The sequence below is a fragment of the Mycobacterium sp. pW045 genome (assembly GCF_041287085.1).
Lineage (GTDB): Bacteria > Actinomycetota > Actinomycetes > Mycobacteriales > Mycobacteriaceae > Mycobacterium > Mycobacterium algericum_A.
Genome location: NZ_JBGGKU010000005.1, coordinates 238,788 through 262,263, shown reverse-complemented (window position 1 = coordinate 262,263; position 23,476 = coordinate 238,788). Strand labels below are relative to the sequence as shown.

The 23,476-nt window shown below is 67.3% G+C and carries 24 protein-coding genes; 9 read left to right on the top strand and 15 right to left on the bottom strand.

What is annotated here, in order from left to right; all coding sequences use genetic code 11:
* Window positions 1–17: 17 nt before the first annotated feature.
* The 5 genes from ACAG20_RS10505 to ACAG20_RS10485 form a co-directional block, all read right to left on the bottom strand.
* Window positions 18–836 (bottom strand): SDR family NAD(P)-dependent oxidoreductase, encoded by an 819-nt coding sequence (locus ACAG20_RS10505; RefSeq protein WP_013830366.1) that lies wholly within the window; start codon window positions 834–836, stop codon window positions 18–20.
* Between the two features lie 104 nt (window positions 837–940).
* Complete coding sequence (locus ACAG20_RS10500; RefSeq protein ID WP_013830367.1) at window positions 941–2,224, bottom strand: cytochrome P450; 1,284 nt, start codon at window positions 2,222–2,224, stop codon at window positions 941–943.
* On the bottom strand, window positions 2,221–2,685 hold the full coding sequence (locus tag ACAG20_RS10495; protein WP_013830368.1) for a hypothetical protein: 465 nt from the start codon (window positions 2,683–2,685) through the stop codon (window positions 2,221–2,223). Before ACAG20_RS10495 ends, ACAG20_RS10500 begins: the two co-directional genes overlap by 4 nt.
* Window positions 2,686–2,714: 29 nt before the next feature.
* On the bottom strand, window positions 2,715–3,236 hold the full coding sequence (locus ACAG20_RS10490) for a hypothetical protein (RefSeq protein WP_193465064.1): 522 nt from the start codon (window positions 3,234–3,236) through the stop codon (window positions 2,715–2,717).
* 5 nt (window positions 3,237–3,241) lie between these two features.
* Window positions 3,242–4,618: an SRPBCC family protein gene (locus tag ACAG20_RS10485; RefSeq protein WP_013830370.1), complete on the bottom strand. Its 1,377-nt coding sequence runs from the start codon at window positions 4,616–4,618 to the stop codon at window positions 3,242–3,244.
* Between the two features lie 112 nt (window positions 4,619–4,730).
* Here ACAG20_RS10485 and ACAG20_RS10480 point away from each other — a divergent pair, with 112 nt between their 5' ends.
* Entirely contained in the window at window positions 4,731–5,342 is a 612-nt protein-coding gene (locus ACAG20_RS10480; protein ID WP_013830371.1) for a TetR/AcrR family transcriptional regulator, read from the top strand.
* A gap of 12 nt (window positions 5,343–5,354) precedes the next feature.
* Here ACAG20_RS10480 and ACAG20_RS10475 read toward each other — a convergent pair whose 3' ends face one another.
* The gene (locus ACAG20_RS10475; RefSeq protein ID WP_370492476.1) at window positions 5,355–6,275 is read right to left on the bottom strand and encodes a TIGR03619 family F420-dependent LLM class oxidoreductase; all 921 of its coding nucleotides are present in this window, start codon (window positions 6,273–6,275) and stop codon (window positions 5,355–5,357) included.
* Window positions 6,276–6,329: 54 nt separating this feature from the next.
* Here ACAG20_RS10475 and ACAG20_RS10470 point away from each other — a divergent pair, with 54 nt between their 5' ends.
* The 3 genes from ACAG20_RS10470 to ACAG20_RS10460 are packed head-to-tail and all read left to right on the top strand — an operon-like array spanning window position 6,330 to window position 8,896.
* Entirely contained in the window at window positions 6,330–6,944 is a 615-nt protein-coding gene (locus tag ACAG20_RS10470; protein ID WP_013830373.1) for a TetR/AcrR family transcriptional regulator, read from the top strand.
* A gap of 36 nt (window positions 6,945–6,980) precedes the next feature.
* On the top strand, window positions 6,981–8,465 hold the full coding sequence (locus ACAG20_RS10465) for an aldehyde dehydrogenase family protein (RefSeq protein ID WP_041318713.1): 1,485 nt from the start codon (window positions 6,981–6,983) through the stop codon (window positions 8,463–8,465).
* Window positions 8,462–8,896: a nuclear transport factor 2 family protein gene (locus ACAG20_RS10460; protein WP_013830375.1), complete on the top strand. Its 435-nt coding sequence runs from the start codon at window positions 8,462–8,464 to the stop codon at window positions 8,894–8,896. Before ACAG20_RS10465 ends, ACAG20_RS10460 begins: the two co-directional genes overlap by 4 nt.
* A 103-nt stretch (window positions 8,897–8,999) precedes the next feature.
* Here the strand turns inward: ACAG20_RS10460 and ACAG20_RS10455 are convergent, their stop codons facing one another.
* From ACAG20_RS10455 to ACAG20_RS10415, 9 genes are read right to left on the bottom strand one after another with little or no spacing between them, the layout of a single operon-like run.
* The gene (locus tag ACAG20_RS10455) at window positions 9,000–9,827 is read right to left on the bottom strand and encodes an alpha/beta fold hydrolase (RefSeq protein ID WP_013830376.1); all 828 of its coding nucleotides are present in this window, start codon (window positions 9,825–9,827) and stop codon (window positions 9,000–9,002) included.
* Between the two features lie 10 nt (window positions 9,828–9,837).
* Window positions 9,838–10,596, bottom strand: coding sequence for an alpha/beta fold hydrolase (locus ACAG20_RS10450; protein ID WP_013830377.1), 759 nt, complete (start codon window positions 10,594–10,596; stop codon window positions 9,838–9,840).
* A gap of 18 nt (window positions 10,597–10,614) precedes the next feature.
* Window positions 10,615–11,604, bottom strand: coding sequence for a cyclase family protein (locus ACAG20_RS10445; RefSeq protein WP_013830378.1), 990 nt, complete (start codon window positions 11,602–11,604; stop codon window positions 10,615–10,617).
* Window positions 11,592–12,428 (bottom strand): coniferyl-alcohol dehydrogenase, encoded by an 837-nt coding sequence (locus ACAG20_RS10440; protein ID WP_370492475.1) that lies wholly within the window; start codon window positions 12,426–12,428, stop codon window positions 11,592–11,594. The genes ACAG20_RS10445 and ACAG20_RS10440 overlap by 13 nt, the downstream gene beginning before the upstream one ends.
* Window positions 12,425–13,747 carry an LLM class flavin-dependent oxidoreductase gene (locus ACAG20_RS10435; RefSeq protein ID WP_013830380.1) on the bottom strand — a complete coding sequence of 441 codons (1,323 nt, stop codon included), beginning with the start codon at window positions 13,745–13,747 and terminating at the stop codon, window positions 12,425–12,427. The genes ACAG20_RS10440 and ACAG20_RS10435 overlap by 4 nt, the downstream gene beginning before the upstream one ends.
* Window positions 13,744–15,489: an FAD-binding protein gene (locus ACAG20_RS10430; RefSeq protein ID WP_370492474.1), complete on the bottom strand. Its 1,746-nt coding sequence runs from the start codon at window positions 15,487–15,489 to the stop codon at window positions 13,744–13,746. Before ACAG20_RS10430 ends, ACAG20_RS10435 begins: the two co-directional genes overlap by 4 nt.
* On the bottom strand, window positions 15,486–16,415 hold the full coding sequence (locus ACAG20_RS10425; RefSeq protein WP_370492473.1) for a 3-carboxyethylcatechol 2,3-dioxygenase: 930 nt from the start codon (window positions 16,413–16,415) through the stop codon (window positions 15,486–15,488). The genes ACAG20_RS10430 and ACAG20_RS10425 overlap by 4 nt, the downstream gene beginning before the upstream one ends.
* Complete coding sequence (locus tag ACAG20_RS10420; RefSeq protein WP_370492472.1) at window positions 16,372–18,081, bottom strand: bifunctional 3-(3-hydroxy-phenyl)propionate/3-hydroxycinnamic acid hydroxylase; 1,710 nt, start codon at window positions 18,079–18,081, stop codon at window positions 16,372–16,374. The genes ACAG20_RS10425 and ACAG20_RS10420 overlap by 44 nt, the downstream gene beginning before the upstream one ends.
* Window position 18,082: 1 nt before the next feature.
* A complete protein-coding gene (locus ACAG20_RS10415; protein ID WP_013830384.1) occupies window positions 18,083–18,946 on the bottom strand; it encodes an alpha/beta fold hydrolase in 864 nt (287 codons plus the stop codon).
* A 137-nt stretch (window positions 18,947–19,083) separates the two neighbouring features.
* On the opposite strand from ACAG20_RS10415, the gene ACAG20_RS10410 reads away from it, so the two are divergent.
* The 5 genes from ACAG20_RS10410 to ACAG20_RS10390 all read left to right on the top strand — a co-directional run bounded on the left by ACAG20_RS10410 (window position 19,084) and on the right by ACAG20_RS10390 (window position 23,474).
* A complete protein-coding gene (locus ACAG20_RS10410; RefSeq protein WP_085084342.1) occupies window positions 19,084–19,785 on the top strand; it encodes an IclR family transcriptional regulator in 702 nt (233 codons plus the stop codon).
* Window positions 19,786–19,814: 29 nt separating this feature from the next.
* The gene (locus tag ACAG20_RS10405) at window positions 19,815–21,455 is read left to right on the top strand and encodes an FAD-dependent oxidoreductase (protein ID WP_085084111.1); all 1,641 of its coding nucleotides are present in this window, start codon (window positions 19,815–19,817) and stop codon (window positions 21,453–21,455) included.
* Between the two features lie 97 nt (window positions 21,456–21,552).
* Entirely contained in the window at window positions 21,553–21,984 is a 432-nt protein-coding gene (locus ACAG20_RS10400) for a hypothetical protein (protein ID WP_085084113.1), read from the top strand.
* Window positions 21,985–22,080: 96 nt separating this feature from the next.
* Entirely contained in the window at window positions 22,081–22,875 is a 795-nt protein-coding gene (locus tag ACAG20_RS10395) for a hypothetical protein (protein ID WP_370492471.1), read from the top strand.
* The gene (locus ACAG20_RS10390) at window positions 22,872–23,474 is read left to right on the top strand and encodes a twin-arginine translocation pathway signal (protein ID WP_085084117.1); all 603 of its coding nucleotides are present in this window, start codon (window positions 22,872–22,874) and stop codon (window positions 23,472–23,474) included. Before ACAG20_RS10395 ends, ACAG20_RS10390 begins: the two co-directional genes overlap by 4 nt.
* Window positions 23,475–23,476: the final 2 nt, after the last annotated feature.

Here is a 23,476-nt window from a genome sequence, read left to right as displayed (position 1 = left end):
TAAGTCAAGCGATTGATTTAACGTTTTTGGTCGCTGCGCCGCCGGATGGCCTTTCCGGCCACCGTGCCGCCGTCGACCGGCAGCACGATGCCGGTCACGTAGCGGGATCGTTCACCGGCGAGGTACAGCGCGGCTTCGGCCACGTCGGCCGCGGTACCCTCCCGCTTCAGTGGGCGATCAGCGCGCATCGTCTCGCGGATGCCCGCCTCGTACCGTTCGATGGCTTCCCGGTCCAGCCCCGCGGCGGCCGACGACGCCACGAACGGCGTCGGAATGTTGCCGGGCGCGATGGCATTGACCCGGATGTCGTAATACGCCAATTCGATCGCGGCGGACTTGGTGAACTGTATGACGGCGGCCTTCGACGCGCGGTAGGTCATCACCCCGCCGCCGGCTTGGATGCCGCCGATCGAGGTCAGGTTGATGATCGATCCCCCGCCGGCCTTGGACATCCGCCGGGCGGCATCGCGGGTTCCGGCCATCACGCCGAGCACATTGATCGCCATGATGCGGTGGAAGTCAGCCAGGTCGTCGTCGAGGAATCGGTTGTGCATGGTGCCCGAGACGCCGGCGTTGTTGACCATGATGTCGAGTCCGCCGAACGTCTCGACGGCGGCGTCCACCAGGTCGCTGACCTGTTGCGGGTCGGCGACGTCGGCGACCCGGAAGACGGTGTCAGCGCCGAGTTCACCGGCGAGCGCCGCGCCGCGCTCGGGATCCAGGTCGGCGAGGACCACCCGGGCTCCTTCGGCGAGGAAGCGCTCGGCGATTCCGCGACCCAGCCCCGACGCTCCCCCGGTGACGATCGCCGTCTTGCCCGCCAGCTCGTTGACCATCCACAACCCTTCACCAGACCGGAACACCGCAGCGGTTCGACTCAACCCGTTTCACCCCGCTCAGTCAAGCGACTGAATTAAATGGCGAGCCTCGGGCCCGGCGGTCAGGGCGTGAACCGGATGTGCAGTCTGGTCAGCCCGCGCAGGATGAAGGTCGGCAGGTACCGGTACCTGCGCTGCCCGGGCGGACCATGTACCTCCTCGTCTATCCAGATTTCGCAGGTGCGGTCAAGCAAGCGCTGGAGGCTGACCAGCGCCTCGGTGCGCGCCAGCGGGGCACCGGGGCAGCTGTGCGGACCGCGACCGAAGGCCACGTGATTGCGCGCGTTGTCGCGCTCGGCGTCGAAGGCCTCCGGGTCGTCGAACTTGCGAGGATCCCGGTTCATCGCCGCGTTGACCAGCATCACGATGGTGCCGGCCGGGAGGTCGACGCCGCCCACGGTGACCGGCACCCGGGCCATCCGGAAGTCGCCGCGCACCGGGCTCTCATAGCGCAGGCATTCCTCGATGAACCGCGGCAGCAGATCGCGGTTGTCGCGCAGTCGCCGTTGCAGCGCTTGGTCTTCGGCGATGATCATGACCGCCGTCGACAACAGCCGCACGGTGGTCTCCTGGCCGGCGGCGAACAGGTTGGCCGCCACCCGGACGGCGTCGATCACCTCCGGCGTGCTGCCGTCGGGAAAGGTCGCCGAGGCCACACCGGTCAGCACATCACCGCGCGGTTCGGCGCGTCGGTCGCAGATGTACTCGGTGAACTTGCCGTAGAGGTACTCCAGTGGCGTGTGGGTCATCGCATCACCGGAACTGCTCCCGATGGTCCCGGTGGCACCCTTGAGCAGTGCCGCGCGAAATTCGTCGTGATCGGATTCGGGGACACCGAGCAGATCCGCAATCACCAGCATCGCGAACGGGTTGGCGAAATCACCGATGAATTCACATGATCCGCCCGCCAGCACCTCGTCGTACTGCTGGTCGGCCAGCCGCCAGATGAACTCCTGATTCTCCTTCAGTCGCTTGGGCGTGATCATCCGGGCGAGCAGCTCCCGGTGCGCGGTGTGCTTCGGGGGGTCGAAGGTGGGTAGTTGGTCACTGAACGGCAATTCGTCGCGATACTTCTCGATCAGCGGCGAGACGTCCGCCCCCTCCAGTGGGACCGGGAAACCCGGGAACGGCCCGGTCACCGACACACACGCCGAGAACCGTTCGGTGTCGTTGTAGATGACCACGCCTTCGTCGTAGCCGGTCACCATCACCACGCCGTGGTGCGGTTCCCGGCGCAGCGGGCATTCGTCTCGCAGCTGTGCGAGATAGGCGTACGGATCATGCAGCACCGCGTTATCGGTGAAGAAGTCGACCGCGTCGATGTCGGTTCGGCCGGTGATGGTCACTCGGATATCTCCACTGCCTGGTAGCTGTCCAGCATCTCCATGTTCGGTAGTGCCATCTGCAGATACAAGTCGATGCGGGAGATCTTTCCGTCATCGGCGAACTCGTAGACCGACAGCGAGTTCACCACCGACGTGAACTCACCGATCTCGCTGCGCTCCTCGAGTTCGAGGAACACCACACCGTCGACCTCGCTCACCCGTTTGAACGAGGCCTCCCAGCTCGACGACGGCGCCCAGTTCGACAAGAACCCGAGGTACTCCGTCCAGTTCATGACCTCTTTGAAATTGCCGACCCGCTCGAAGGCTGCGGTGTCGACCAGCGCCGCCAGCGGGGACCAGTCATCGGCGGTGAAGCCCGGCGCCTTGGCGGCGTCGGCCAGTCGTTTGACCGTCTGGGTGTACAACAGCACGGTGTGCGCCCGCCCGCTATGGCCGTCGATGACCTCGTCAACGTCCTTCATCGCAACTCTTTTCTCGCAACGGTATTCGGTCAGATGGAGACGCCGGCCTTCTCCAGGCAGCGGTGCAGCGCGTCCACATACTCGGTGGTGCCGTGGAACGGACCGCTGACTCCGATCGCGACCTCCAGGAACGGGCTGTACTCGTCGTTGACGTGGGTCTCCCAGCGCGACACCTCGCCGTTGTCGTTGGTCTCGACGAAGCTGTAGGAGTAGAAGCCCATGGTCTTGCCGTCTTTGGTGGTGCCCTGCCACCGGGTCTTCATCACGAACCCGTTGTCGGCGGGCCAGTAGTTGAAGCTGGCCGGTTTCCAGTCGGGAAAGGTCAGCGAGTAGGCCTTGGCCTCCATCGTGGCGGCCTGCGCGGTGTCGGCGGGAAACTCCTTGAGTAAGAAGACCTGATCGCCGGTGAAGTACGGTGAGACGTACACGCCGTCGTCGGCGAAGGTCCACGCCTCGTAGCTCTCACCGTCCTGAACCCCTTGGCGCAGATAGGCGTTGCGGTACGCCTCGGCCATCCGGCGGTGGTGCTCGATACGTTCCCGGATATCCATGCTGTTCACCCTTCGCTTCGGTGGTTTGAGTTCCCGCACATGGCCGCGATGCAGTTGTCGACGACCGAGTGGAAGTGCGCTATCACCACTTCCTCCTTGACCAGTGCCATGTAGGTGAGCATGCTGTTGCGCAACCCGGCCTGCTGGCGCGGCATCTGGTCGTAGTCCTGTTGCAGGGCCTCGAAGTACTTGTAGCTTCCCGGCTCGTCGACCACGACGGGTTCTGCGACGAACGACGCTTTGTACTCCTCGGGCAGGTACATGTAGCTGGCCACGTGCCAGACGCAGCGATGCGGATCGCCGTCCGGGTCCGGCAACGCCATGATGATGTGGCATTCACCGGCACGAATCGTCATGAAGAAGTTGGGGAACAGCACCCAGCCGTGACTGTCGCTCATCTGGGCGTCGGTCAGTCCGCTGACGTCGAGCCCCATACCGGTCAGGGTGTCGCGCGTCGCCTGCTGCAGCAGGGTCCGGGCGGTGACCCCCTCGGGGAAGGTCAGTGCACCGTCCGGCGATTCGTACTGTGCCACCAGCTCTTTGAACCGCGGCAGCACGGCGGCCGTCGACGGGAAGGTGTCGGGCAGCGCCATGGTTCCTTCGACCTGATCCGCCGGGGTAGCACCCACGACGTCGAATGGGGCGACGGCAACGCTGTGCCGGTCGAAGAACCGGTACCGGGTGGTTGCCGGGTCGATGTTGATGACCCGCAGCAGTTGCGGGTGGATGCCGTTGATGTGGTAGCCCTCCTGAAAGGCGTCCATGACGACCTTCCAGTTGCAGTCGATGCGCTCGGTCACGTCCATCACGGTGACCATCTCGTCGAGGTGGTATGGGGCGAGCATGGTGGCGATCTCGTCACCGATGAACTCCGACAGCGGCGCGGCCTGCGGGTCCGGGTTGAGGAAGATGAAGCCGGCGAAGGTGTCCACCGGGACTTCGATCAGGCCGTGGGTGTCCTTGTCGATCGGTCCGGCCAGATCTTCACGCAGCATGCCGGTGAGCTTGCCCTGCAGGTCGTAGGACCACAGGTGGTAGTTGCACAAGAAGTTGCGCTTGGTGTTGCCGCGCGCCTCCGGGCAGAGCAGGTTGCCGCGATGACGGCAGGCATTGACGAAGCCGCGGATTTTGTCGTCCTTGCCGCGCACCACGATGAACGACTGGTCGGAGATCCGGTACTGCTTCCAATCGCCGGTCTTGGCGAGTTCCTCGACCCGCCCGGCCACCTGCCAGGTCTTCAGCCAGATCGATTCACGTTCCACCGCAGCGAATTCCGCGCTGGTGTAGCGCTCGGTCGGGATCTGCATCCGGTACCGGTCAGGACCGATGTCATCGAGCGATGTGGCGTTGTCGACCCAGCTGCCCGGGAGCGTTGTCTGCACAGTGGCCTCCTATCGCGTGACTGGCATCACGACTATACATGGTTGTATATTTAATACAAGAGTGTTTGAAAGTAGCCCGGCCGCTCTCCGTTGTCCGTGGAAGGATCGACAGATGGCTGAACGCTGGACCATGCAACGCCGCCTCGAACACACCCGAAACCTGCTGTTGGACGCCGCCGAGCAGATCTTCGCGCGGCGCGGGTTCGACGGAGCCGCGCTGGAGGACATCGCGGATGCGGCCGGCTACACCCGGGGCGCCATCTACTCGCACTTCGGCAGCAAGGCCGAGCTGTTCCTCGCGGTGATCGAACGGCAACGCCAGCAGTTCCTCGACGGGTTCGCCGACGTCATCGCCACCTTCCACCGACTCGACGAACTCGACATCGACGAGCTCGCCGAGCGCTGGCGCCAGCTCATCACCAAAGAGGGGCCCGACCGTTCGATGCTGGGCTACGAGTTCACGTTGTTCCTGCTGCGCAATCCCGATGCCCGCGAGCGTGTCGCGGCCCAGCGCGAGGAGACCGCGCAGGCCCTGGCCGACTACATCACCAAAGGCGCCGCGCGGCTGGGCGGTGAGCTCGCCATGCCCGCGCTGGAACTCGCGCGTGTCATCCTGGCGGCCAACGACGGCGTCACGCTGAACAGCCTGCTCGACGACCAAGCGGTGTTCCGGCCGTTTCTGCGCATGGTGGTCGCCAATATCGTTGCGCCGCGTGGTGGCTGAGCGCCGTTACGATCAGGGGACTTTCGGCTTGATCTCCTCGATCACCCACTGCGCGTAGTCGAGGTACTCATCAACGTCGCGCACCGAGGGCAGTGGCACGGCACTGACCGTCACGCCCTGCTCGGCGAGCCAGCTCAGCCGATCGATGATCTGCTGACCGCTCATCCCTGATCGCGCGTTCGGGTCGTTGCGCGCAACGTGGCCCTCCCCGACCCGCGTGGTCGCCATGCCGTGCACCACCTCGAAGGGACGCCCGTCATATTCCGGCTGGGACTTGATGAAGTCCACGCGCTGCGCGATCTGCTCCGGCGGCGTCAGGAAACTCCACCACCCCGAGGCGTACTTCGCCGCACGCCGTAGCGCCGCATCTGCATCGCCACCGATCCAGACCGGCAGATGGGGTTTGCGCACCGGCTTCGGCTCGAACGCCACCTCGTCGAAAAAGACATAGCGGCCCTCGAACCGCGGCGACTCACTGGTCCACAACTCGATGATCGCCGCCAGATACTCATCGGCGATGCGCCCGCGTTCAGCGAACGGCACGCCGAGTAGTTCGAACTCACGCTGGAGCCAGCCCACCCCGAAGGTGACCATCATGCGGCCGCCGCTGAGCCAGTCCGCGGTGGCGAGCGCCTTGGCGAGCACGATCGGCTGGTGCAGTGGCAGCACGGTGACGCACGAGTTCAGCGTGATCCGGTTGGTCGCACCGGCGAGATATGCCTGGGCGGCCGTCGACTGGAAATAGTGCGGCCCGGACAGTTCCACGTGCTCGGTGGGGATCACGAAGTGCTCGGGGACGGCGATCATGTCGTAGCCCCACTCGTCGGCGCACTTGGCCATCCGGGTTTGGTCGGCTCCGGTGACGTCGGCCTCCCACGGTTGCATCATGGCTTTGAGCCGCAGCATGTGGGGAAGGTTGAATATTAGCTTCATATCGCCGCTGACTCTACAACAGTAGAGACATTGCGGACTAGACTCGGCAGCACCATGCGACGCAAGCCCAATCCAGATCAACGCCGGCGCGAGCTCTGCGATACCGCCATCCGGCTACTCGCCGACGACGGGGTCAAGGGGGTCAGCCATCTCAAGGTGGACCGCAAAGCCGGTGTCCCCGATGGAACCACGTCGTTCTACTTCCGCACCCGGTCGGCACTGCTGCAGGCGGTCGCGGTCCGGGTCTCCGAGCTGGATCTCAAGGACCTGATCGCGGCGACTCGGGCGCAATCGCCGGCCGGACTCACCGCGGACGAACCGTCCGGGCTGGCCACCCTGGTGATGCGCACGGCGACCGGCACGAGGCTGATCCGCACCAAGGCCCGCTACGAACTCGCGTTGCAGGCCGGCCGGGACCCACTGCTCGACGAGGCCCTCCGCAGCTACGGTGACCGGTTCCGCGCCCTGATCGTCGACGTGGTGCTGCGGCTACAGGACAAGCCGGACCGAGCACTGGCCGACCGGCAGGCCTACGTGGTGATGATGTTCATCAGCGGCGTGATGCAGGCGTTCGCCAGCGGTGACCGCAGTATTCGCAGCGCCGCGGAACTGGACGCGCTCATTTCGGGGATCGTCGCCGGCGTCGGCTCTTCCTACGCTCTACGTTAATAGAGTAGCGTTACCGCGCATACGGAAGGATCTGCGATGACTGCGGTACAAGATGATTCGGGTGTGTTGGCCGGCGAGGCCCGGATGCTCGTCGACGGTGAGTTGGTGGGAACCAACAGCGGGGCGACGTTCGACGTCGTGCACCCTGCCAGTGAACAGGTGGCCGGAACCGCCACCGACGGCACCGTCGACGACATGGAACGCGCGGTCGGCGCTGCCCGGCGCGCATTCGACACCAGTGACTGGTCCCGCGATCTGGAGTTCCGACACCACTGCCTGATGCAGCTGCACGCTGCACTGGAGGCCGACAAGGAACGGCTGCGCCGGATCCTGATCACCGAGGTGGGATGCCCGGTCACGGTCACCGGCAGCCAGATCGAGTCCCCGATCGCGGAGGTGAAGCACTGGGCGGATCACGGCCGGGCGTTCGAATACCTGGTGGACACCGGCCTGCACGACACACCGCTGGGCCCGGCACGGCGCAAGCTGCACTACGAACCGCAGGGCGTGGTCGGTGCGATCACGCCGTGGAATGTGCCGCTGTATCTCAACATCGCCGAGACCGTGCCGGCGTTGATGGCCGGTAACACCGTGGTGCTCAAGCCGGCGCAGCTCACGCCGTGGTCCGGAAGCGAGCTGGGCCGGATCGTCGCCGAAAAGACGGACATCCCGGCCGGGGTGTTCAACGTCGTCACCTCGAACGCCAACGAGGTCGGCGCGGCATTGTCGGCCGACCCGCGGGTCGACATGATCACCTTCACCGGTTCCACGGCCACCGGCCGCGCCATCCTGGCGGCCGCAGCACCCACGGTGAAGAAGACGCTGCTGGAACTCGGCGGCAAGTCGGCGCACATCGTGCTCGACGACGCCGACTTCAACTCCGCGCTGCCGCTGGCGGCCATGATGGCCTGTGTGATGTCGGGCCAGAGCTGTGTGCTGCCGTCGCGGATCCTGTTGCCCCGCAGCCGCTACGACGAAGGTCTTGCGGTGCTCCAGGCGTCGATGGAGAACTTCCCGATGGGCGATCCGTGGACCCCGGGCAACATGCAGGGCCCGCAGATCAGCGAGACCCAGCGACGCAAGGTGCTGGGCCTGATCGCCTCCGGCCTGGACTCGGGCGCGCGGCTGGTCACCGGGGGCGGCGTCCCGGAGCACCTGGCCACCGGCTATTACGTGCAGCCGACCCTGCTGGCCGACGTCGACCCGGACAGCCAGATCGCCCAGGAGGAGATCTTCGGCCCGGTGCTCACCGTCACCCCCTACGACACCGACGACGATGCGGTCGCGATCGCCAACAACTCGATCTACGGCCTGTCCGGCGAGGTCAGCAGCGCCGACATGGACCGGGCGATGGCGGTGGCGACCCGGATGCGCACCGGCAACGTCAGCATCAACGGCAAGAGCCACTTCGGTATCGACAGCCCGTTCGGCGGCACCAGGCAGAGCGGCCTGGGGTATCGCAACGGCGCCCAGGGCTTCACCGAATACCTGCACATCAAGACGATCGGGATGCCGGAATGACGTTCCCGGCCGACGACCGGCTGGAGATCGCTGCGCTGTTGTACCGCTACGCCCGCGCGGTCGACACCAAGGACTGGGCGCTGTACCGGTCGGTGTTCACCGATGACGCCGTCATCGATTACTCGTCGGCCGGGGCCATCTGCGGCACCCGCGACGAGGTGGCCGACTGGCTGGCCGCCGGCTTCACCGCGATCCCGATGTCGATGCATTACATCAGCAACATCGAGATACTTGACTACGCCGGGGATTCCGCGCAGGTGCGGGCGATGTTCTACAACCCGATGCAGCTACCGGGGATGGCCGAGCTCAGCTACTGCGGCGGCTACTACCACCACGACCTCGTTCGCGCCGCCGACGGCTGGCGCAGCCGGGGGCTGCGCGAGGAAAACCTCTGGTTCACCAATCCCCCGACGCGGCCCGACGCCTGCTGATTTCCCTTCCCCTCCCCCCGGGCCTGTAGTTGGCGTGCCCACTACTCGCAGTTTCACGCGCCAACTACAGGCTCGCGGTTGGTCGAGGAGATGGCGGAGTTGATCAGTCGCCGGAACAGAAGTCCAGCAGTAGCCGGTTGACCTGCTCGGCCTGCTCGATCTGCGGACAGTGCCCCGCGGCATCGACGACGACCGATCGGCCGGCGGGGATCTGATCGGCGATCTGCGACGCCCAGCCGGACGGCAGCAGCTTGTCGCTGCCGCCCTCGACCACCAGCGCCGGCACCGAGATGCGTTCATAGGCACGGCTGCTCGACGCCGGTGGCGGGGGCTCGGCACCCGGCCGGCGGAACCTGGCCGCCGCGATGGCCTCCCACGCTCCGGGCGCAGTGCTCGACTCATAGCGCCGTCGCACATACTCCTCGTCGGCGGGATAGGCCGGGTCGTGGAACAGTGCCGCCACGATCCGGCGCATCGCGGGCAGCGTCGCGTCATAGTCGTAGAGCGCGGCCATGTGTTCGTTCTGCTGGATCTCGCCGCCGCCGCAGATGGCGACCAGCCGGCGTACCGGCAGCAGCGGCGCGTCCGAGGTGGTGTCGACGAGCAGCATGATCGCGCCCATCGAGTTGCCCACGAAATCGGCTGACTCGACACCCAGCTGGGCGCAGAACCGCGCGACGTGGCGAATCCGCATGCCGCGGCCGTCGTTGAAGTCGATGACCTTGGCCGACTCGCCGAAGCCGAGCAGGTCCGGGGCCAACACCCGGTGCCGCTGCGCCAGGGTGGTGATGTTGCGCTCCCAACCGATTTCGGCGCCCGCGCCGAATTCTCCGCCGTGCAGCAGCACCACCGCCGGGGCGGCCGGATCCCCGGCTTCGAGGTAGGAGGTGCTCAGGCCGTCCACGGTGACGGTCTTACGCTCGATCGGCAACGTCGACTCCTCAGTCCGGGATCAGTGGGCCGACCGGCCGGGTCGTGGTGGCGTGCACCAGCAGTTCGGCGAGCTCGGCGGGGCGGCTCAGAAAGGGCGAGTGCGAGGCGTCGATCGTCAGCGGCTCGACTCCGAGTCGGCGGCATACCAGGTCGGCCAGCCAGCGCGGATAGGCGCGGTCCTGCTCACAGCGAATGAAGCTGCGCGGAATATCGGCCGCCCAGAAGTTCGGCACCGAAACCGGGGCGACCGTGGTGTCGCCGAAACGTTCCGGGCCCAGCCGTTCGAACGCCCATCGCAGCGTGTCGTCGTCGCAATCGTGGTAGAAGTATTGCCGCGCACCGTCGATGTCGGCGAAGGTCATCGCGCCGTCGTCGGCGAAGTGCAGGTGGGACAGCATGTCGCCGGCCGCGGTGTCGAAGAACTCGGCTCCGTCGCTGCCCATCGTCATCGCATCGGTGTAGCTGCGTCCCTCCCGGGGCAGCGCCGCGGCGAGATAGACGATGTGGCGCACCAGGTCCGGTGCGCTGTCGGCGCCCAGCGTCGCATCGAAGCCGCCGCCGGAGTGTCCCACCAGGACGTCGCCGGGCTGTAGCACCTCGGTGACGGCCTCGCGCCGGTTGGCCAGCGTCGACTCCTCGCCGAGCCGGGCGCCGTGTCCGGGCAGGTCGATGGCGATAGCGCTGTGGCCGATGCGCTCCAGCTCCGCCATGGTGCGTTCCCAGCACCAGGCGGCGTGAAATCCGCCGTGGACGAATACGAATCGCATGTGCTTTCCTCTGCCGGTCTACTTGATCGCGATCGGGTTCACCGGTGACCCGACGCCACCGGTCACCCGCAGCGGTGGCGCCACCAGTTGGAACTCATAGACGCCGTCCGCGGCGCAGTCGGCAGCCAGCGCGCCGAGATCCCAGTACTCCCCGAGCATCATCCCCATGTCGCGCAGGCACAGCATGTGCATCGGCAAAAACGTGCCCTCGACCCCGGAGACCGGGTTCTCGACCATCAGGTTGTCGGCGGCCACCGCGGCGATGTCATGCTCGTGCAGCCAGGTGGCGCACCGCCAGTCCAGTCCCGCGCCCGGCTCGGCGCCGTCGCCGGTCTCGGAAAACCGTTGCCACCAACCGGTTCGGACCAGCACGATGTCGCCGGGGGAGATCGTGACCTGCTGGGAACGTGCTACGTCGTCGAGTTCGTCCGGGGTGATCGGGGTGCCGAGCGGCAGGAATGTCTCCGCACCACGGTGGGCGACCACGTCGAGCAGCACCCCGCGGGAGGTGATGCCCTTGCCGTCGACTTTGTCGATGCCGCAGTGGTAGGCGCCCAGGCTCGTCACCGAGCCGGCCGGGAAACCGTTGTAGAGCTGATCGTCGTAGTAGACGTGCGACAGCGCATCCCACTGGGTGGCGGCCTGCAGCGGCATGACGACCATGTCGTCGTTGAATCGGAAGGGATTGTCGGTGAAGAACTCACTCAGCTGCTGTGCCACGATATTGCGGTGCCATTCCGGGCCGTATTGCGCCAGCGTGTGGACGTCTCCGCCGTCCACGGTCATCACGTGAATCGGGTTGTGCCGGAACGCGAATGCGCCCTGCGGACCCGAGGATCCGAAGTCGACGCCGAGCGGGAAGACCTTGCCGTGCCGCACCAGGGCCGCGGCCGCAGCAACCTTCTCCGGTGTGATGAGGTTCAGCGTGCCCAGTTCGTCGTCGTCGCCCCAGCGCCCCCAGTTGCGCACCGCATCGCCGACCCGGCGGAACTCGGTCAGGCCGGCCATGCACACGATCCGTCCGGAAGCGTTGCGGCGGTGCGACTCCCGATGTTGCCGCCGTCGACCCAGAGCACCTGACCGGTGATGTAACCGGCGGCCGGGCTGTTGAGGAACACCAGCGGTGCGGCCTGTTCGGCCGGGCTGGCAACCCGGCCGAGCGGTTTGGGGATGTCATCGAGATAGCGCTGCCCGTAGCTGCTGCGCAGCTGGTCCAGTATCGGTGTCTCGGTGACGCCGGGGGCCGTGCAGTTGATTCGGATACCACGACTACCCAGCCGGCCCGCGTTGATCATGCCGTAGAGGATGACCGCCTCCTTCGACAGCCGGTAGCCGCCGTCGGCGAGCGCTTCGGGATTCGCTCGGCACCACCGCAATCCGGCGGGCATGTCGGCGGTGTGCAGCAGGCCGGCGGTGGTCTCGGCGTTCTCCAGGTAGGCCGCGGCGGCCAGCGAGGAGACGTTGGCGATCGCCGAGCCGGCCGACATCGCCGGCAGCAACGCCTCCGTGAGGTGGCGCATGCCCAGGAAGTTGATCATGACCACCCGCTCCGGATCGCCGATGCCCGACGACACCCCGGCGACGTTGAACAGCGCATCGACCCGACCTCCCGTTCGGATCGCCGCCACCGCAGAATCGATCGACGCCGGATCACTCAGGTCCAGCCGGTGGAATTCGCCCACCGCCCCGGTGGGCTCGGCCAGGTCCAGACCGATCACGTCAGCTCCGAGCTCACCGAGCTGGGCGACCAGCTCCGCGCCGATACCCGACGCGCAGCCGGTGACCACGGTCCGTCGACCGTCGTAGCGCCAAAGCCCGGCGGGTGCAGTCATTTCTGGCCGCGGCCCCGCTCTGCTCGCTCGTCTTTGGCCAGCTGTGCAGCCTGCACCCGGCCCTCGTTCATCTCGGCCATCGCCTCGGGGATCTCAGTCGCGGTGAACTTACCACCGCGGCCGGTCGGCAACCCGCCGAACGAGTAGGACTCGTCGAACTTCGGCGCGACCGACTCCGTACGCCGCGCCTCCAGTTTCTCCAGCACCGGCGCCAGCCGCTTGGCCTTGTCGGCGACCGCCTTCTCGTCGCGTTCGATGAACTCCGGCAGCACCTCTTTGCCCATCAGCTCGATGGCTTCCATCGTCGCCTCGTGGCTGCGCGGGTTGAGCAGCAGGATGAGCTCGTCGACACCGCTTTCCTCGTAGCCCCGCAGGAACTCCCGTGTGGTCGCGGGGCTGCCGATTGCGCCGCGGCCCGGCCCGTAGGCCAGCGTCGGGTCCTTCTCGACCTCTTCGAGGTAGCGCTCCCATACCCGGGTGCGACCGGGGGTGTGCTCGCCGGTCATGTAGTAGTGCATGATCCCGAACGAGAAGAACCCGCCGCCCACACCGAGCCGCTGCAACGCCTGCTCGTCGGTGGGGGCCACCATCATCGACAGGTCGCCGCCGATGGCCAGGATGTTGGGGTTGACCTGCGGGGTGACCGGGACGCCGTTCTCCTCGAGTTCCTTGTAGTAGCCGTTGACACGTTCGGCCAGCGGTCCCGGGCCGGTGTAGGCGAAACTCAGTGCGCCGATGCACTTCTGGGCGGCCATCTGCACCGAGGCGGGCCGCGTGCAGGCCACCCAGACCGGCGGGTGCGGCTTCTGCATCGGCTTGGGGATGACGTTGCGGGCCGGCATCTGCACGTGCTGGCCCTCGAAGCCGGTGAACGGCTCCTCGGTCATACAGCGGATCGAGACCTCCAGCGCCTCTTCCCACTGGGCGCGTTTGTCAGCCGGGTCGATGCCGAATCCGCCGAGTTCGGCGATCGACGATCCCTCACCGGTGCCGAACTCGACCCGGCCGCCCGACAGCAGATCCAAGGTGGCGATCCGCTCGGCCACCCGGGCGGGGTGGTTGACCACCGGCGGCAGGTGCATGATTCCGAAGCCGAGCCTGATGTTCTTGGTGCGCTGGCTGGCGGCGGCCAGGAACATCTCCGGCGCGGTCGCGTGGCAGTACTCCTCCAGGAAGTGATGCTCGGTGAGCCACACCGTCGAGAATCCGGCCTTGTCGGCGGCCTCCACCTCGTCGAGGCCATCTTGAAAGAGGATGTGCTCGTCGTCGTCGGACCATGGCCGGGGCAGTGCGAATTCGTAGAACAGTGAGATCTTCACGGGTTACCTCCTTGGAGTTTGGTTGCAGTCTGGGTGCCGAGTAGCCGGCGGGTCGCGTGAATATGTCGGGCGGCGACGTAGCCGAAGGTCATCGCCGGTCCGATGGTGGCTCCGGCACCGGCGTAGCTGCGGCCCATCACCGGAGCCGAGGTGTTGCCCACCGCGTACAGCCCGTCGATCACCGAGTCGTCGGCGCGCAGCACCCGAGCGTGCTCGTCGGTACGCAGGCCGCCCGAGGTGCCCAGGTCGCCCAGGATGATCTGGAACGCGTAGTAGGGCGGCTTGCCGAGCGGGTGCAGGTTGGGGTTGGGCAGGGTCGGGTCACCGTAGTAGTTGTCGTAGGCGCTGTCGCCGCGGTTGAAGTCGTCGTCGTGGCCGGATCTCGCCAGATCGTTGAACCGTTGCGCGGTGCGCTCCAGCCGGTCGGGCGGGACGCCGATCGCGGTGGCCAGCTCGGCGAATGACTTGGCGGCCTTGACCACTCCCGAGTCGAGCCAGGCCTGCGGGATCTTGCGCCCGGTCGGTACCGGGGCGCCCGGGATCTTCGGGATCGGCAGGTGCCCGGCGACGACGTAGCGGTGGAAGGACCGCTGGTCGGTGATCAGCCAGCACGGGATGTGGGTGACGCCGGATTGCTGTCCGGCGATCATGGCGTGCGCGAAGTCCATGTAGGGCGCGGCCTCGTTGATGAAGCGTTGCCCGTCGCCGTTGACGATGAACTGCGACGGCATCATGCGTTCGTTGAGCATGAACTGCAGCCGGCCGTCCGGCCAGCAGATGGCCGGGAACCACCAGGCTTCGTCCAGCAGTTCGGTGGCCGCCCCGACGCGCTCTCCGGCCCGGATGCCGTCGCCGGTGGCGACGGGGTTGCCGAAGCTCCAGTCGTGTTCCAGCACCGGCTGATGCTCCTTGCGCCACGCCATGTCGTGGTCGAAGCCGCCGCTTGCCAGGATGACGCCGTGGCGCGCGGTGATGCGCTGCGGCCGACCGTCGCGCTGCACCACGGCTCCGGTGACCGCGCCGGAGGCATCGGTGATCAGCTCGGTCATCGGGGTGTCGAGCCAGAGCGGGATGTTGCGTTCGAGCATCGCCAGCCGCAGCCGGGCCGCCAGTGATTGGCCGATGGCCGCCATGCGGTCCCCGAAGACCCGGGCGCGGAACATCCGCCATGCCAGTTTGAGCAGCACCGCCTTGCCGCGCCAGGACTGCCGCACTTGGTAGAACAGCCGCAGGTCCTTGGGGCCGAACCAGATTCCCTTGGGCGCCAACGCCAACGGCGCCAGCAGGTGCTGCTCCTGATCGCCGAGCTTGCGCAGGTCGATCTCCGGCACGTTGATGGTGCTGCCCAGTGCCGATCCCCCCGGCAGCTCCGGATAGTAGTCGGCGTAGCCGGGCTTCCAGACGAACTCGAGCCAGCCGCTGGCCTGTTCCAGGAACGCCATCATCTTCGGTGCGGTGTCCACGTATTGCCGCAGCCGCGCCTCGGTGACCAGGCCGCCGGTGATCGCACGCAGGTAGGCGACGACACCGTCGGGGTCGGGGACGTAACCCTCCCGGCGCTGCGCCGGTGCGCCGGGCACCCAGATGCCGCCGCCGGACAACGCGGTGGATCCGCCGAAGTGCGGCGACTTCTCCACGACCAGGGTCTGCAGGCCGCAGGCGTCGGCGGCCAGCGCGGCGGTCATTCCGCCACCGCCGGAGCCGATGACCAGCACGTCGACGATGTGGTCGTTCTCGGTCACGAGCTCACCTCCACCGGTTGCGCGGTGCGAACGGCGAATCCGGCGATCAACTCCGGGGCCGGCCGATAGTAGTGGTTGGCCGTACGGTACGGGCCTTGCGCCGCCAACGCACCGAAAGCAGCTGCCCAGGTGCGGATCTCGTGTGCAGATCCCCCACCCGCCTCGGTGATGTACGAATTCGACCAGTCGGCCAGGTCGTCGAGCCGGCCACTGTCGAGAATGGACAGGAACCGTTGATCGAATTCCGGGTTCAGCGGCGTCAGGTCGCTGGCGCCCGCGGCGAAATCGCGGGCTGCCGCCGTCACCGCGTTCTGGCGGGCCTGGCGCTGCTCGGCACTCATCGGGGTGCCGTGCAGGATCCGGTCGCGAGTGACCGGTGGCGCGGTCGCCAGGGTAGGCATCGGCGGATCGTGCGATAGCCCGCCCGATCCCAGGATCAGCACCCGAAGATCCAGGGTGCGCAGGTAAGCACCGACCGCAGCGCCTAGCGCGCGGGCGCGGTGTATCGGCCCCAGCGGCGCGGCGACGGCGTTGATGAAGATCGGGATTACCGGGCATGCGCCTGCGTCGCCGAGCAACCGCTCCAGCGGTTGCACCGTGGCGTGATCGACATCCATGTGAGCCGAAACAGCCACATCGACACCGTGTTCCAGCACCGCGGCCGCAGTCTCACCGGCGAGGTCGGCGGCGACGTTCAACGGGCCGGCGTAGGTGCCGTAGTCGCCGACACCGTGCGCGGCGGTGCCGATGCAGAACGGCGGCATCAGTTGCAGGAAGAACCCGTTGTAGTGGTCCGGCGCGAACACCACCGTCAGCTGCGGGTCGAAGTCGGCGATGAACGCCGCCGCCGCATCGACGGCGGCCTCGATGTCGGCCATCAACTCAGGGGGTGGTCCCGGCAGATTCAGCAGCGGGCTGTGGGACATGCAGCACAGGGCCAGTGCCATCGGCGTTATCACCCCCTACGGTCAGCGTCAGGACGTCGACGAGCCGGGCGCTCACCTCGGCGGCGCGCTGGGCGATGCACGCCGCGGCGATGCAGCGATCCGGGCGCAGGAACAACACCGACTCGGTGTGGCGGTCGAACCAGGCCTTCAGCTCTCCGGTCCGGTCACCCACGATGGTGACGGCCGGATCATCGACCTGGCCGGGCGGCGTCCAGTGCAGCTGAGTCAGCGGCCGGATGGCGATGAAGCTCGCTCCCAACGCGTTCCACTGCGCGAAGGCGTCCTCCCCGAGCAGCGCACGGGGATTGTTGTTCCAGGCCAGCACCGCGAATCCGACCCCGATGACGTCGTCGAGGAGCAGATCCGTCCCGGTGCGGGTGTCCACGCGGGGCTGAATGAACAGGGTCCCGGTCGGCGAATCGGGACGATGCGGCTGGTCGTGGACGACCGCACCGTGGTCATAGCGCGGCATCGGCTTGAACCGCATCTCCAGCACGTAGCGCTTGAGCGTCGGTACCGCCGAGGCGGCCCGGATCACCCGGTCGCGCACCGCCGCGACCCGACGGTTGGTCGGGGAGATCACCCGGCCCACCATCGTGGAGAGGTCGATCATGGCGCGGGCGTGCTTGCGCCGTTCGGTGTCGTAGCTGTCCAGCAGGCTCGGCTGCGCTTGCCCTTGCACCACCGCGGCCAGTTTCCAGCCAAGGTTCATCGCGTCGCGGATTCCGCTGTTGTAGCCCTGCCCCTGCCAGACCGGCATCAGGTGTGCGGCATCGCCGGCCAGCAGCAGCCGGCCGCGGCGGAAGGCGCCGGCGATTCGGGAGTGGTGGGTGTAGACCCGGTGCCGGATCACGTCGACGTCGTGCGGATGCGGTAGGAACGGCGCCAGCATGGCCGCGACGAATTCGGGGTCTTCGGCCTGCTCGTCGGTTTCATCGGCGTGGATCATGAACTCGAAGCGCCGGATGCCGTGGGCGATCGAGATGGAGGCGTAGGGCCGCGCGGGGTCGGCGCCGACCTCGCTGTTGGGGTGGCCCAACGGGTCGTTGGCGAGGTCGATGACCAGCCAGCGGGTCGAGGATGTGGTGCCGTCGAAGGACACCCCCATCAGTCGGCGGGTGGCGCTGCGGCCGCCATCGCAGCCGACGACGTAGCGAGCCGAAATCGGCTGCGGTTCCTGGCCATCCGAACCACCCAGGCTTACGGTGACGCCGTCGGCCGTCTCAGTGCAGCCGGTCATCGGGCGACCCCACAGCACCCGGACGTGGTCGAACCGTTCCAGGCCGCGCAGCAGTTCAGCGTCGACCAGTGGCTGTACGAAGCCGTTGCGCTTGGGCCAGCCGAAACATGCGTCGGCGGGCGCCATCTCGGCCAGCAGTCGCCGCTTACCGTCGAAGAATCGCAGGATCTGGTTGGGCACGGTGTGCGGCAGGATGGCGTCCACCAGGCCGATCGCCTGGAACGTGCGCAGCGATTCGTCGTCGAGCCCGACCCCCCGGGGATAGTCGATGAGGGTGGCGCGGTCCTCGACCACCAGGGTCCGGACCCCTTGCAGGCCGAGGATGTTCGCCAGCGTCAGGCCCACGGGCCCGGCACCCACGATCACCACGTCGACGTCGACGGCTGCACTCGTTTCAGCGGTCACGCTAACGCCCCAGCAGGAATTCCAGGTGGAGGCGATTGAACGTCGCGGGGTCTTCGTACTGCGGCCAGTGGCCGCAGCCCGGCATCAGCTCGAACCGGGCACCCGGGATCATCGAGGCGATCCGCTTGCCCTCCTCGACGTCGGCCGTCGGATCGTCACTGGTCCAGACCACCAGCGTCGGCGCGGTGATCTTGCCGTAGTCCCCCGGTCCCAGCAGGTTGCGGGGGCGGATCTCGGGATCCTGCAGCGCCATGATGTCGCGCATCGCGTCGATGAAGCCGGGCAGCCGGTAGATCCGCTGCCGGCTGGCCACGATGTCGTCGTAGCCCTTGGACTTGTCGGCCATCAGCCACTTGATGCGGGCCTGCACCGTCTCCCAGTCGGGGTTCTCCACCGCCGCCATCGACAAGGTGATGATCCGCTTCATCACCTCGGGATCGGCCTGGGAGCCGCCTGCGGTGTTGAGCACCAGGCGCTGCACGCGGTCCGGGTGGTCGATGGCGGCGCGCGCCGCCACCCAGCCGCCGAGTGATTCACCGCTGATGCTGGCCTGCCCGGCGCCGATGGCGTCCAGCACCGCGGTCAGGTGCGCCACGTAGTGGGGAATCTCCAGCGGATGACCGGGTTTTTCGGTGTAGCCGTGGCCGAGCATGTCGATGGACCAAGTCCAGAAGTGCTCCGCGTGCGCGGCCAGATTGCGGACATAGGCCTCGGCGTGACCACCGGAACCGTGCAGCAGGACCAGGACCGGCTTGCTCGGGTCGCCCGCCCGAAGGTAGCGGGTGCGCACCCCGCCCGCATCGAGATACCCCTGCTCGAACACAACGCCCTGAAGATCACTCCAGATGCTCTCGAACTCCGGCACCGGCCACCTCTCCCTGCGCAGTCGCGGAAATGTGATTCTCATTTTCCGATATTTAAACGTGCTTTTATCGCACATAGATGTACGTTATATTGAAGAGCATCACTCTCAGATGGGTAGATGTCAAGGAGGCCGAGCTGATGACCAGGCGGAAGCCCGCCGGCGCCGTCGACGCCGCCCCGGGGTCGCAGACCCTGGCCCGGGGACTGGCCGCATTGCAGGCGGTGGCCACCACGCCCGACGGGCTGACCATCCAGCAGGTCGCCGACCGGATCGGCGTCCACCGGACCATCGCCTATCGGCTGCTGAACACGCTGACGAGTCACCGATTGGTGGCCAAGGGCGAAGACGGCCGGTTCCGCTCGGCAGCGGCCTTGGCCGTCCTCGGCGCGTCGTTCGACAACAACGTTCGCCAGCTGAGCCTGCCGACGCTGCGCGCGCTCGCCGACGAACTCGGCACCACGGTGTCGCTACTGGTGGCCGAGGGTGACCAACAAGTGGCCGTCGCCGTCATCGTGCCGACCCAGGTCGGCTATCAGTTGGCGTTTCACGAGGGCAGTCGCCACCCGCTGAGCCTCGGCGCCGCCGGAATCGCGCTGTCGGCCGCCATGCCGCGGCGCCCCGACGAGCGCGACATCGTCCCACAGACCCGCGAGCGCGGCTGGGTGGTCACCCACGGCGAGATCGAGCCCGGAACGTTCGGGCTGGCGGTTCCGGTCCGTCGCCGCCCTCCCGCGCCGCCCACCTGCATCAACCTGATCTCCCATCGCGAGGACGTCGTGTTGCGCGGTCGGGATGCCGTGCTGGCGGCGGCCGACAAACTGTCTGAGATCCTCAGCTGAAACCCGCTGTGCCCGAGAGGAAAACGTCATTGACAGTCGGTGATTGGGACGACGAGATCGACGTAGTGGTGCTGGGCACCGGCGGAGCCGGGCTCACCGCCGCGCTCACCGCAGCGGTCAACGGCGCCTCGGTCGCCGTCTACGAGAAGTCCGCGACCGTGGGAGGAACCACCGCCGTCTCCGGTGGTATCGCCTGGATTCCCGCGCATACCCGGGCTCCCGGCTTGACCGTCGAGGCCGCCCTGGACTACCTGCGGGCGCAGTCGTTCGGTGCGATGGACGACGAGCTGGTCTCGACGTTCGTGCGCACCGGCCAGGAGATGGTCGACTTCGTCGAAGCGCACAGCGACGTCCGCTTCGAGGTCGCGGCCGGCTTCCCCGATTACAAGCCGGAGCTGCCCGGCGGACGTCCGTCCGGTGGCCGCTCACTGAGCCCACTGCCCTACGACATCTCCCGGCTGGGTTCCTGGCACGACCGGATCACCGCGTTCCCGGCCGACTACAGCAACGTCGGATTCGACGCCGAGACCCGCGCCCGGCTGCACGCCGACATAGACAACACAGCGGACACCGCTGCGGGCAATCTGTGCGTGGCCGGCACCGCTTTGATCGCCGGGCTGCTCAAGGGGCTACTGGACGCCGGGGTGGCGCCGGCGACGGGCTGTCGTGGCGTCGAGCTCATCGGCGATCACGGCGACAGCGGTAGGGGCGGTGTGGCCGGCGTCCGCGTCGACGCCGGCGGCACGTCTCGGCGGGTGCGCGCCCGCCGCGGCGTCATCCTGGCCAACGGCGGCTTCGAATGGGACACCACCCTGGTGGAGGCCTTCCTGCGGGGGCCGATGCGGGGCGCGGTGTCACCGCCGCACAACACCGGCGACGCGCTGCGCATGGCGATGGCGCTCGGCGCCGACCTGGCCAACATGGGCGAGGCGTGGTGGGTTCCGATCGTCCGAATTCCCGGCGACACCATCGACGGCCAACAGCGCAGCCGCAGCGTGCGACTGGAGCGCACCCGGCCGCGCAGCATCATCGTCAACCGGTCCGGGCGGCGGTTTGTCAACGAGGCGTGTGACTACAACTCGATGGCCGGCGCATTTCACTACCTGGCGCCGCGCGGCGGCTACGTCAACGATCCGGCGTGGATCGTCTTCGACGCCGAGCATCTGCGCCGGTACGGATTCCTCGGCGTCGCCCCCGGCGGCACGGCACCGGAGTGGTTCTGCGAGTCGCCCGACCTGGCAGCCCTGGCCGGCAAGACCGGCATCGACCCGGACGGTCTGGCTCAGACCGTGGCGTCCTGGAACCGCGGCGTGGCCGCCGGCACCGATCCCGAGTTCGGGCGCGGCGCCAGCGCCTACGACGGGTACTGGGGCGACGACCAGGCGGACACCCCGGCCGGCCGCACGCTGGGTCCGCTCGACACCGGGCCGTACTACGCCGTGCCGCTGTCGGTGGGAGCGATGGGCACCAAGGGCGGTCCGCGTACCGACGCCGACGGTCGGGTGCTGCACGTCACCGGACAACCGATCCCCGGCCTGTTCGCCGCGGGCAATGCGATGGCCGGGGTGACCGGGCGGGCCTACGGGGGCGCCGGCGGCACCATCGGACCGGCGATGGTCTTCGGCTTCCGTGCCGGACGCGCGGCGGCCACCGGTGATTCGAGCGTCTGACGAGCCGCACAATCGCCCGCCGCCACCGAACTGGAAATGCTATTCTTCTGCACAAAGAATTTGAGTCTTTGGCAGGTGAACGCACCCGGAGGTGCCCGTGACAACCAGGAAGTTCTCGGCGTCGCCCCTGGTTCTAGGCCTGGCGTTTACCGGTGTGCTTGCCACCGCGGCGCCGGCAGCCGCCGACGACTCCGCACCACACCGGGTGCGCTACTTGGTCAGTGCGACCGAAACCGCCCAGGCGAACGTCTACTACCGTGAAGCTCAGCCGCCCAACTTCGGCGAATACAGCCACAACCCATACCAGTACAGCCCGCGTGCGGACGTCACAATCGGGCCGAACCAGCCCTGGATCTTCGAGACCACCCTGGCCGACCCGCAGGACTGGGCGATGGTGGTGGTGTCGTTGCCCGGGATGCATCCCCAACTCGCCTCACCCGGGTTCGTCTGCGAACTGCGCATCGACGACGTCGTCGTCGCCACCGACGCCGGCACCAAGGGGGCGCTCTGCTCGCTCCGCACCTGGTGAGAGACCTGGTGCTACCGTTTCGGAGCGGGCTTGCGAGGGTGCTTGGCCTTGTGGGGGACCCTGCCGGAGCTGGGTGGACAACGGACAGGAGGGCATATGCCGTCGCGTGATCCGGCGAAACCGGCCGGTGGTGGAAAGCATGCCGCCAAGCGCACCTCAAAAGATGCGCTGACGCTGGCAGAAGCCGAGGCGAAGGCCGCCGAGGCTGCAGCGGAGTTGGCCCGCGCCCGCGCGGAGCTGCTCAAGGCGCAGCAGGGCTCCGAGTCGGAATCCGCCCAAGCGGTCGACCTGGAAACCGCACCGGACGTCAAGCCTGCGGGAATCGAAGCCGATGATCTGGCGCCGGGTGCCGGCGAAGCTGCCGTCGATGAACCGGCTGAACAGCCGCGCAAGTTCATCGGCATCCGCAGACAACTGGGCTGGGTGGCGGCGACGCTGGCCGTACTCGCCATCGGCGGTTTCCTCGCCGTTGATGTGCTGATGCTGTCCCACCATCGCGACGTTGCCCTACGCCAACATCAATTGGGCGAGTACGCCGCGGCCGCCCGCCAGGGCGTGGTCACGCTGATGTCACTGAACTACGAGACAGTCGACGACGACGTCAACGCGATTCTGGAAAACTCCACCGGTGAGTTCAAGAAGGATTTCGAAGCCCACGCCGGCGACTTCGCCAAGGTGGCCCGCGAGTCCAAAACCGTCACCTCGGTTGACACGGTGGTCTCCGGCGTGGAATCGATGTCGGACAACGAGGCGGTGGTGCTGGTCGCGGCCACCACCAAGGTCACCAATGTCGCCGGAGCGAAAGAGGAACCGCGCAGCTGGCGTCTGACCGTACACCTGGCCCGCGAGGGCGATCAGGTCAAGATGTCGAAGGTGGACTTCGCGGCATGAGCGAACCCGACGAGGACGACGTGACACTCGAGGCGGCCGTCGACAAGTCCGTGACCGTTGAAGCCGACGAGGCCTCGGAGCCTGCCGAGGAATCCCAAGCCGGCCCGACGGTCTCAACCGCGCGCTGGATCGCGGCCACGCTGGGGGGGCTGCTGTTGGCGTCGGCGGGGCTGGCCGGCTGGCTGTACTTCGGGGTGCTGCGGGCCGATCAGCAACTCGGTCCCGCGGCCGAGCAGGCCGTGATGGCCGCTGCCGCCGACGGCGCGGTCGCCGTATTGACCTACGCGCCGAAGACGATGGAGCAGGATTTCGCCGCCGCCGAGAGCCACCTCACCGGTGACTTCCTCTCGCATTACACCGATTTCACCCAGAAGGTCGTCACCCCGGCGGTCAAAGAGAAGGAAGTGCAGACGATCGCCGCCGTGGTTCGCAAAGGCATCGTGTCGTTGCGGCCCGGCTCCGCCGAAGTGCTGATCTATCTCAACCAGACCACGATCAGCAAGACGAACCCCGACGGCTCCTACTCGATGAGCAGCGTCAAGGTCGGCTTGGAGAAGCACGGCGGCCGGTGGCTGATCTCCTCGTTCGATCCGGTGTAACC

Excerpts from the sequence above, each read along its gene's own strand:
- ACAG20_RS10460 (WP_013830375.1), top strand. The coding sequence starts at position 8,462 with ATGACGTTCCCGGCCGACGACCGGCTGGAGATCGCTGCGCTGTTGTAC.
- ACAG20_RS10450 (WP_013830377.1), bottom strand. The coding sequence starts at position 10,596 with ATGCGATTCGTATTCGTCCACGGCGGATTTCACGCCGCCTGGTGCTGG.
- ACAG20_RS10480 (WP_013830371.1), top strand. The coding sequence starts at position 4,731 with ATGGCTGAACGCTGGACCATGCAACGCCGCCTCGAACACACCCGAAAC.
- ACAG20_RS10465 (WP_041318713.1), top strand. The coding sequence starts at position 6,981 with ATGACTGCGGTACAAGATGATTCGGGTGTGTTGGCCGGCGAGGCCCGG.
- ACAG20_RS10495 (WP_013830368.1), bottom strand. The coding sequence starts at position 2,685 with ATGAAGGACGTTGACGAGGTCATCGACGGCCATAGCGGGCGGGCGCAC.
- ACAG20_RS10390 (WP_085084117.1), top strand. The coding sequence starts at position 22,872 with ATGAGCGAACCCGACGAGGACGACGTGACACTCGAGGCGGCCGTCGAC.
- ACAG20_RS10395 (WP_370492471.1), top strand. The coding sequence starts at position 22,081 with ATGCCGTCGCGTGATCCGGCGAAACCGGCCGGTGGTGGAAAGCATGCC.
- ACAG20_RS10410 (WP_085084342.1), top strand. The coding sequence starts at position 19,084 with ATGACCAGGCGGAAGCCCGCCGGCGCCGTCGACGCCGCCCCGGGGTCG.
- ACAG20_RS10475 (WP_370492476.1), bottom strand. The coding sequence starts at position 6,275 with ATGAAGCTAATATTCAACCTTCCCCACATGCTGCGGCTCAAAGCCATG.
- ACAG20_RS10505 (WP_013830366.1), bottom strand. The coding sequence starts at position 836 with ATGGTCAACGAGCTGGCGGGCAAGACGGCGATCGTCACCGGGGGAGCG.
- ACAG20_RS10445 (WP_013830378.1), bottom strand. The coding sequence starts at position 11,604 with ATGGCCGGCCTGACCGAGTTCCGCCGGGTCGGCGATGCGGTGCGCAAC.
- ACAG20_RS10470 (WP_013830373.1), top strand. The coding sequence starts at position 6,330 with ATGCGACGCAAGCCCAATCCAGATCAACGCCGGCGCGAGCTCTGCGAT.
- ACAG20_RS10490 (WP_193465064.1), bottom strand. The coding sequence starts at position 3,236 with ATGGATATCCGGGAACGTATCGAGCACCACCGCCGGATGGCCGAGGCG.
- ACAG20_RS10425 (WP_370492473.1), bottom strand. The coding sequence starts at position 16,415 with ATGTCCCACAGCCCGCTGCTGAATCTGCCGGGACCACCCCCTGAGTTG.
- ACAG20_RS10440 (WP_370492475.1), bottom strand. The coding sequence starts at position 12,428 with ATGACTGCACCCGCCGGGCTTTGGCGCTACGACGGTCGACGGACCGTG.